Consider the following 6534-nt stretch of genomic DNA (forward strand, 5'->3'; position numbering starts at 1 on the left):
GCTTTGAGTATGGTATTTAGCTGTTTGAACACCTCTAAATTACTAAATTTCCGTCATATACGGAAATTCTCAAAGCCTTTTTCATGACCATTTTTATGGCATCATACTAAATCCGAAACTTGAGTTATCGTATTTAACCCCCACATCGCCGCCTAAGTTGAATGCATATCCTGATTTTCCGCACGCGTTTTTTTGAGGGCGGAGCATAAAGGATATCTCGCCGTTTTGGAAGATAGCGAGAGAAATCATGCCGGGATCTACGGAAAAAGCGTATCTTCGCAGCCGAAAAGATACGCTTTTCCATGTGCTTGCCAAACCATGTATTAAAAACAAGAGAGATATATGAAACAACAAAATGCCGCTTTGGTATGCTTCTCGGGTGGACAAGATTCCACGACTTGCCTTTTCTGGGCGAAGAAGCATTTTTCGCGTGTAGAGGCCGTATGCTTCACGTACGGACAGAAACATTCCTTGGAAATAGAGGTTGCCCGAAAGATCGCCGCTGACGCGGACGTGCCTTTTCAGTTACTGGACGTCTCGCTTATCAGCCAGTTAGATCCCGGTTGCTCGCTTACGAACGCGAGCATAGCGATGGACCGAGAGAAGCCGAAGCATGGCTACCCGAACACGTTTGTTCCCGGCCGTAATATGGTGTTCCTTACTTTCGCGGCAATCTTGGCTCGCGGCAAAGGGATTCATCATTTGGTGACGGGTGTCTCCGAGGCCGATTATAGTGGTTATCCGGATTGCCGGGACGCATTCGTGCGTTCTCTTAACGTAACGTTGGATCTGGCGATGGATGAGCAATTCGTAATTCATACCCCGCTTATGGACCTGGATAAGAGCGATGTCTGGGAATTGTCGGACGAGCTGGGTGTGTTTGATCTGGTGCGCACGCAGACGCTGACTTGCTATAACGGCGTCATAGCCGAGGGGTGCGGGCATTGCCCCGCTTGCAAACTTCGCAAGGACGGATTGGAGAAATACTTGAGAAGGAAAGAAAAGAATCAAAAGTAAATAAAAGCGATGGACGATAGAAGACAAGAGGGAGAGTTGCGCTTATTGGGTGGCTCTACCGTATATAGACAGGATTACGCTCCGGAGGTATTGGAGACATTCACGAACAAGCATCAAGGGAATGATTATTGGGTACGGTTCAATTGCCCGGAATTCACCAGCCTCTGCCCGATTACCGGACAGCCGGATTTCGCCACGATCCATATCGATTATATCCCCGACGTAAGGATGGTAGAGAGCAAGAGCTTGAAGCTTTATCTATTCAGCTTCCGCAACCATGGGGCATTTCATGAGGATTGCGTGAATATGATCATGAAGGACCTGATACGATTGATGGATCCGAAATACATCGAGGTTACCGGTATATTCACTCCGAGGGGCGGTATAAGTATTTATCCGTATTGCAATTACGGCCGTCCGAACACCAAGTTCGAGCTGTTGGCCGAGAAAAGACTTTTTGATCATAATCCGTAAGATTTCTGACAAGTTGTTCTCTCGCTCAGTAAAAAAACGGTATATTCGCGGCAAAGGGTGTTAACTAACTAATAAATTATTTTAGACCATGAACAAAAAATTGCTTACAGTCGCGGCTTTCGCTCTGGCGGGTTGCGTTACGGTTGTCGCTCAAGACAAGAAAAGAGAGTTCAAGATGCCTACCGGTTACGCGGGTATCACGCACGAGATGTCCGAGTTTTACGAGCCGGTTCCGCCGGTAGTCACTCCGGGTACAGACTTAAAAGGGGGCGGTTTCACGGCTCCTTCCGACGCGATCGTCTTGTTTGACGGCAAGGATCTCTCCGCTTGGGAGAGCGTAAAGGGCGGCGCTGCCGAATGGGACGTGCATGATGGCGTATTCACCGTGAACAAGAAGAAAGGTGATATCCAGACCAAGCAGAAATTCAACGATTTCCAGTTGCACATCGAGTGGAAAGTACCAACGAATATCACGGGTGAGAGCCAGGCGAGAGGTAACAGCGGTGTCTTCCTGCAAGGGCTGTATGAGGTTCAAGTGCTGGATTGCTACAACAACCCGACTTACGTGAACGGCCAGGCGGGCAGTATCTACAAACAATCCATTCCTTTGGCTAACGCCATGCGTAAACCGGGCGAATGGAACGTATACGATATCATCTATACCGCCCCCACGTTCAAGGAAGATGGTTCCTATCGTACGCGTCCGACCGTGACGGTTATCCAGAACGGTGTGGTTTTACAGAATCATACGACGATATTGGGTACGACCGAGTGGATCGGTTTCCCGCAGGTGCGGAAACATGGCGCGGGCCCTATCATCCTGCAGAGCCACGGCGATCCTAGCGAGCCGATCAGCTTCCGCAACGTCTGGATTCGCGAGCTATAAGAGAGACGTGTTGATCGCGATAAGAGGGGATGGACTTGATCGTAAGTTCATCCCTTTCTCGATTAAGCGGCAGCTGTTCCCCCCCGATAGGGGAGATGTGCCACACGATTATCTCTTCTCCGGCATATAGGTCCAAAAGCGAGCCGGCATATGTTGGCGATGAAGCCGCGGATTTAAACGCTCTTTGATGGCGATCGACTGAAAATAGGCCTTCCACATACGTTGAAAAAGTTTCTCATCCTTATCCATAATATCCTCACTGAGCAATCCGGTCAACAAGTGTGAATCTTTCTCATCGAAACGGACTTCTATCGTATCGTTACGGTCATAATAATATCCATACGCTCTTTTTAAGTCGTAAATGAGCCATTGCTGGTCAGCGAAACGGTCTCGCGCATAAGGTAACACCAAAGGCAATACATTGTATATGGGCGCGACGGCGGCAAAGTACGTCCCATCCGCCGCTTTTTGGAAGCGAAAGAATTGCATCACTCGCAAGCGTTCATTGTTTACTTTCTTCCAGATCTTGGCGGTTTCCAATAGGTCTGGATCGCCCAAATTGAACTCGATCGTGGTCGGAGCGTCGATCGCTTTGCGGATATATCGGAACAACAGCAGGTCTACATTCGGCAATTCCGACAACCAAGTTACCGTCAGCCCGGAAAGGGAAGACTTGGAGATCTTCCTCTCAAGCCCTTTCCATACCCGTTCCGCTTTCCGGTCGTCCGTATAAATCCGGATCGCCTCGTCGTAGAACAATGGGAACGGCTCACCCTCGGCTACTAACAAATCCGGGAAGGTTCGACGGGAATAGGCGTCGAATACCGCGGTAAGCAATCCCTCAAAAGTCTTGTCGTAAACAAATATGACCATTATCAATCCTCCCCATAAAACAGGTGTTAATCGCTGAAAGGCAGCGTAAGCTGTCGATCGTCTACTTTCTTTCCGCCCTTTGTCGTCAATAGTCGCCGGACGGTTTCGGGGCTGACCTCATTCACGGTCCGCGTCGGGAGTTCCCGGCAAGTAATGAAATAGCTCGCCTTTTTCAGAACCACCCCTATTTTCTTCAACTGCTCTGAACCGAGATTCGCGTAACGCCGGGAGAGGATGATGATCTTTGCCGATTTCACGCCAATGCCCGGGACCCGGAGAAGCATCTCGTAATCCGCTTTGTTGATATCTACCGGGAAGATTTCCGGATGCCGCAGCGCCCAAGCCAACTTCGGGTCTACGTCCAGATCCAGATCCGGATATGCGTCATCGACAATCTCGTCTACCTTGAATTGATAAAAACGCAACAGCCAATCCGCTTGATACAAACGATTCTCGCGGATCAGCGGAGGCGTGGCAAGTACCGGAAGGCGGCTGTCATACGCATTTACCGGAATAAAGCCCGAATAGTAAACGCGTTTCATCGTAGGTCTCCGATACAAGGCGGATGATAAACGAAGTATATCCTTGTCGGTATCCGACGTAACGCCGACGATCATCTGCGTGCTTTGCCCGGCGGGAGCGAATCGCGGGGCATGGCGGAAACGCTTGCGTTCCTCGGCGCTTTGCAATACACCTTGTTGGATATAACGCATGGGGGCGAATACGCTTTTAAAATCCTTTTCCGGAGCGAGCGTCCGCAAGCCCGCCTCATTCGGGATCTCTATATTCACGCTCAAACGATCGGCGTAAAGCCCAGCCTCATTTACCAATTCTTGGCTGGCTCCGGGGATGCTCTTCATATGGATGTATCCGTTGAAGTGATGCACGAGGCGCAGATCCTTGATAGCTCTCACCAACCGTTCCATCGTGTAATCCGGGTTTCGAACCACGCCGGAACTTAAAAACAATCCTTCAATGTAATTACGCCGGTAAAACTCGATCGTAAGGTCCACCAACTCGGTAACGGAAAGCGTGGCTCTGGGTAAATCATTACTTCGCCGGTTGACGCAGTAGGCACAATCGTACATGCAATAATTCGTCAGCATGATCTTTAAAAGCGAGATACACCGTCCGTCCTCAGCGAAACTATGGCAAATCCCCCATCCGGCAGCACTTCCTATAGATCCGCTCTTATGCGAACGGGAGGTTCCGCTGGAGGCGCAGGAGACGTCATATTTTGCCGACTCGGCCAGGATTTTCAATTTTTCGAGCACTTTCTCGTCCATATCTCGCGGGATTGTTTCGCGCAAAGATACGGATCTTGCGGGAATCGGTCTTCATCGCCGCACGTTTTTTAAGGAGGGTGTGACCCCGATCGCGACCCTCCCGTTCACTTTTCGGATGAAAACAATCCCTGTCTCGCGAAAAACAACTACCTTCACACCTAAACTTAATTCATACAAGACATGAACAAAGAACTCGAAATGACTCCCAACGCACTCGTGGAGTTTTTACAAAAACCGACGTCCGAGTTTACGAAAGAGGACATGATCCGTTATATCCAGGAGAAAGGTATCCGGATGGTTAATTTTATGTATCCTGCGGGCGACGGACGTTTGAAAACACTAAACTTTGTAATCAACAACGCCGCCTATCTGGACGCGATCTTGACGTGCGGTGAGCGTGTGGACGGTTCCAGCCTTTTCTCGTTTATCGAGGCGGGAAGCAGTGACCTATATGTGGTGCCCCGTTTCCGTACGGCTTTCGAAGATCCGTTCGCGGAAATACCTACGCTTACCATGCTCTGCTCATTCTTCAATAAGGATGGAGAACCATTGGAAAGTTCCCCGGAATATACATTGCATAAAGCCTGTAAGGCCTTTCATGAGGTGACAGGCATGGAATTTGAGGCAATGGGTGAGTTAGAATATTATGTAATCGCGCCGGATGAAGGTGTTTTCCCCGCTACCGACCAAAAAGGATACCATGAATCCGCCCCTTACGCAAAATTCAATGCATTCCGGGCGGAATGCATGCACTGCATAGCGCAAGCGGGGGGACAAATCAAATATGGTCATTCGGAAGTTGGAAACTTCACGTTAAATGGTTTAATCTACGAACAAAACGAGATCGAGTTCTTACCCTGTCCCGCGGAAAACGCGGCGGATCAATTGATGATCGCGAAATGGGTGATCCGCAATCTGGCTCATAAATATGGTTATAACATCACCTTCGCTCCGAAAATCACGGTGGGGAAAGCCGGCTCCGGTCTGCATGTTCACATGCGTATCATGAAAGATGGCAAAAATCAGATGTTAGCGAATGGTGCCTTATCCGAGATCGCCCGTAAGGCTATCGCAGGAATGATGTGTTTAGCTCCCTCTATTACAGCTTTCGGAAATACGAACCCCACCTCATATTTCCGCCTGGTTCCACACCAAGAAGCGCCTACGAATATTTGCTGGGGAGATCGGAATCGTTCCGTTTTAGTGCGTGTTCCGCTAGGTTGGGCCGCCCAAACGGACATGTGCGCCTTGGCGAACCCATCGGAGCCTTCCAGCCATTATGATACGAGCCAAAAGCAAACGGTCGAGATGCGATCGCCAGATGGCTCCGCTGATTTATACCTGTTATTGGCCGGATTGGCAGTCGCATGCCGCCATGGCTTTGAGATCGTCGATGCTTTGGAGATCGCGGAGAAGACCTATGTAAACGTGAACATTCATAAGGAGGAGAATCAAGACCGCCTGAAGGCATTGGATCAACTCCCAGGCAGTTGTATAGCTTCAGCTGCTTGTCTAAAGCAACAACGTGCTGTTTTTGAAAAATACAACGTGTTTAGTTCGAGTATGATCGACGGTATCATCCGTAAATTGGAATCTTATGACGACGCCTCCTTACTCAAGGACTTGGAGAATCATCCGGAAGAGCTGTTGAAACTGGTCAATACTTATTTCCACTGTGGCTGAACGTCCTTTTTATGATTTCACAGGAGGGTGTGTGTCATGACACACCCTTTTTTTGTAGTATGACGGGCATGCCATACATCTGTGGTGAAAGTCCATAAAGGGGCGTAGTTGCCGACGAACCCTAAAGCGACTTGCAAGTTTCAAGCGGCGACGCTTGGGAGAGAAGAAGCAATAGCGAAATCGTGGCCTGACGAACAGAAATCTGATACCAAGGCGTATCAAGCGGACAAACTGGCTACAGACAGCGAAGTTCCCAAAGGCAACCGTAACCTTGATGCGTAAATCAGGCAGGTAAACGAGGAAAGATGTATGGCT

At 49.3% G+C, this 6534-nt stretch carries 6 protein-coding genes; 4 read left to right on the forward strand and 2 right to left on the reverse strand.

All coding sequences use genetic code 11. The annotated features are described in order from the left end of the window. Positions 1-342: 342 nt before the first annotated feature. The 3 genes from queC to G7Y39_RS12785 all read left to right on the forward strand — a co-directional run bounded on the left by queC (position 343) and on the right by G7Y39_RS12785 (position 2377). Positions 343-1017: a 7-cyano-7-deazaguanine synthase QueC gene (queC, locus tag G7Y39_RS12775; RefSeq protein WP_165157829.1), complete on the forward strand. Its 675-nt coding sequence runs from the start codon at positions 343-345 to the stop codon at positions 1015-1017. 9 nt (positions 1018-1026) lie between these two features. Beyond that, positions 1027-1491 (forward strand): preQ(1) synthase, encoded by a 465-nt coding sequence (queF, locus tag G7Y39_RS12780; protein ID WP_165157830.1) that lies wholly within the window; start codon positions 1027-1029, stop codon positions 1489-1491. Positions 1492-1579: 88 nt separating this feature from the next. Then, positions 1580-2377: a DUF1080 domain-containing protein gene (locus G7Y39_RS12785; RefSeq protein ID WP_165157831.1), complete on the forward strand. Its 798-nt coding sequence runs from the start codon at positions 1580-1582 to the stop codon at positions 2375-2377. Positions 2378-2485: 108 nt separating this feature from the next. Here the strand turns inward: G7Y39_RS12785 and G7Y39_RS12790 are convergent, their stop codons facing one another. Both G7Y39_RS12790 and G7Y39_RS12795 read right to left on the reverse strand, forming a co-directional pair. After that, positions 2486-3250: a TIGR03915 family putative DNA repair protein gene (locus G7Y39_RS12790; RefSeq protein WP_165157832.1), complete on the reverse strand. Its 765-nt coding sequence runs from the start codon at positions 3248-3250 to the stop codon at positions 2486-2488. A 26-nt stretch (positions 3251-3276) separates the two neighbouring features. Further along, positions 3277-4536 carry a putative DNA modification/repair radical SAM protein gene (locus tag G7Y39_RS12795; protein WP_165157833.1) on the reverse strand — a complete coding sequence of 420 codons (1260 nt, stop codon included), beginning with the start codon at positions 4534-4536 and terminating at the stop codon, positions 3277-3279. Positions 4537-4716: 180 nt separating this feature from the next. Here G7Y39_RS12795 and G7Y39_RS12800 point away from each other — a divergent pair, with 180 nt between their 5' ends. After that, the gene (locus tag G7Y39_RS12800) at positions 4717-6219 is read left to right on the forward strand and encodes a glutamine synthetase family protein (RefSeq protein WP_165157834.1); all 1503 of its coding nucleotides are present in this window, start codon (positions 4717-4719) and stop codon (positions 6217-6219) included. Positions 6220-6534: the final 315 nt, after the last annotated feature.

Origin of the sequence: Parabacteroides sp. ZJ-118 (assembly GCF_011038785.1) — a bacterium.
Classification (GTDB): domain Bacteria; phylum Bacteroidota; class Bacteroidia; order Bacteroidales; family Tannerellaceae; genus Parabacteroides.

Bases quoted from the DNA above. Each gene is read 5' to 3' on its own strand.
- queC (WP_165157829.1), top strand. From the start codon at position 343: ATGAAACAACAAAATGCCGCTTTGGTATGCTTCTCGGGTGGACAAGAT.
- queF (WP_165157830.1), top strand. From the start codon at position 1,027: ATGGACGATAGAAGACAAGAGGGAGAGTTGCGCTTATTGGGTGGCTCT.
- G7Y39_RS12785 (WP_165157831.1), top strand. From the start codon at position 1,580: ATGAACAAAAAATTGCTTACAGTCGCGGCTTTCGCTCTGGCGGGTTGC.
- G7Y39_RS12790 (WP_165157832.1), bottom strand. From the start codon at position 3,250: ATGGTCATATTTGTTTACGACAAGACTTTTGAGGGATTGCTTACCGCG.
- G7Y39_RS12795 (WP_165157833.1), bottom strand. From the start codon at position 4,536: ATGGACGAGAAAGTGCTCGAAAAATTGAAAATCCTGGCCGAGTCGGCA.
- G7Y39_RS12800 (WP_165157834.1), top strand. From the start codon at position 4,717: ATGAACAAAGAACTCGAAATGACTCCCAACGCACTCGTGGAGTTTTTA.